The organism is Streptococcus sp. 1F3, assembly GCF_054968985.1.
This window is the reverse complement of the sequence record NZ_JBUEQR010000091.1, coordinates 1-1466: the sequence shown is the minus strand read 5'-3', so window position 1 is coordinate 1466 and position 1466 is coordinate 1. Positions and strand designations below refer to the sequence as shown.

Here is a 1466-nt window from a genome sequence, read left to right as displayed (position 1 = left end):
GAGTCAGTCTCTGAATCTATCTCAGAATCCGTAAGCGAATCAGTTTCTGAATCCATCAGTGAATCTGTAAGCGAATCTGTATCAGAGTCTATCTCAGAATCCGTAAGTGAATCTGTATCAGAATCTGTAAGTGAGTCAGTATCAGAGTCTATCTCAGAATCTGTAAGCGAGTCAGTCTCTGAATCTATCTCAGAATCTGCAAGTGAGTCAGTATCAGAGTCCATCTCAGAATCTGTAAGTGAATCTGTATCAGAATCTGTAAGCGAATCTGTATCAGAATCCATCTCAGAATCAGTGAGCGAATCTGTATCAGAATCCATCTCAGAATCCGTAAGCGAGTCTGTGTCTGAGTCCATTTCAGAATCCATCTCAGAATCTGTAAGCGAGTCAGTATCCGAGTCTATCTCAGAATCTGTCAGTGAATCCGTATCCGAGTCCATTTCAGAATCTGTAAGCGAGTCAGTCTCAGAGTCCATCTCAGAATCCGTAAGTGAGTCAGTATCCGAGTCCATTTCAGAATCTGTAAGCGAGTCAGTATCAGAGTCTATCTCAGAATCTGTAAGTGAATCTGTATCAGAATCCATCTCAGAATCAGTGAGCGAATCTGTATCAGAATCCGTAAGTGAGTCTGTGTCTGAGTCCATTTCAGAATCTGTAAGTGAGTCCGTATCAGAATCAGTCTCTGAATCCATCTCAGAATCTGTAAGTGAATCTGTATCAGAATCCATCAGTGAATCAGTGAGCGAGTCTGTATCAGAATCCATCAGTGAATCAGTGAGCGAGTCTGTATCAGAATCTGTAAGCGAATCTGTGTCAGAATCTATTTCAAAATCTGTAAGCGAGTCAGTATCAGAATCTATCTCAGAATCCGTAAGTGAGTCAGTATCAGAGTCTATCTCAGAATCCGTAAGCGAGTCAGTATCAGAGTCTATCTCAGAATCTGTAAGCGAGTCTATCTCAGAATCTGTAAGCGAGTCTGTGTCAGAATCTATTTCAGAATCTATTTCAGAATCTATTTCAGAATCTGTATCAGAATCTGTAAGTGAGTCAGTATCAGAATCTGTAAGTGAGTCTGTGTCAGAATCCATCTCAGAATCTGTAAGCGAGTCTGTGTCAGAGTCTATCTCAGAATCTGTAAGCGAATCTGTGTCAGAATCTGTAAGCGAATCTGTGTCAGAGTCTATCTCAGAATCAGTGAGCGAATCTGTAAGTGAGTCAGTATCAGAATCTGTAAGCGAATCTGTGTCAGAATCTATTTCAGAATCTGTAAGCGAATCTGTGTCAGAATCTATTTCAGAATCTGTAAGCGAATCTGTGTCAGAATCCATCTCAGAATCTGTAAGCGAGTCAGTATCAGAATCCATCTCAGAATCTGTAAGCGAGTCAGTATCAGAATCCATCTCAGAATCTGTAAGCGAATCAGTATCAGAGTCTATCTCAGAATCTGTAAGTGAATCTGTTTCAGA

The 1466-nt window shown here is 40.7% G+C and carries 1 protein-coding gene; it reads left to right on the top strand.

The annotated features are described in order from the left end of the window. Positions 1 to 18: 18 nt before the first annotated feature. Positions 19 to 1466: DUF445 family protein (locus ACVPON_RS08365; protein ID WP_462878173.1), on the top strand; the 1448-nt coding region annotated here is incomplete at its 3' end.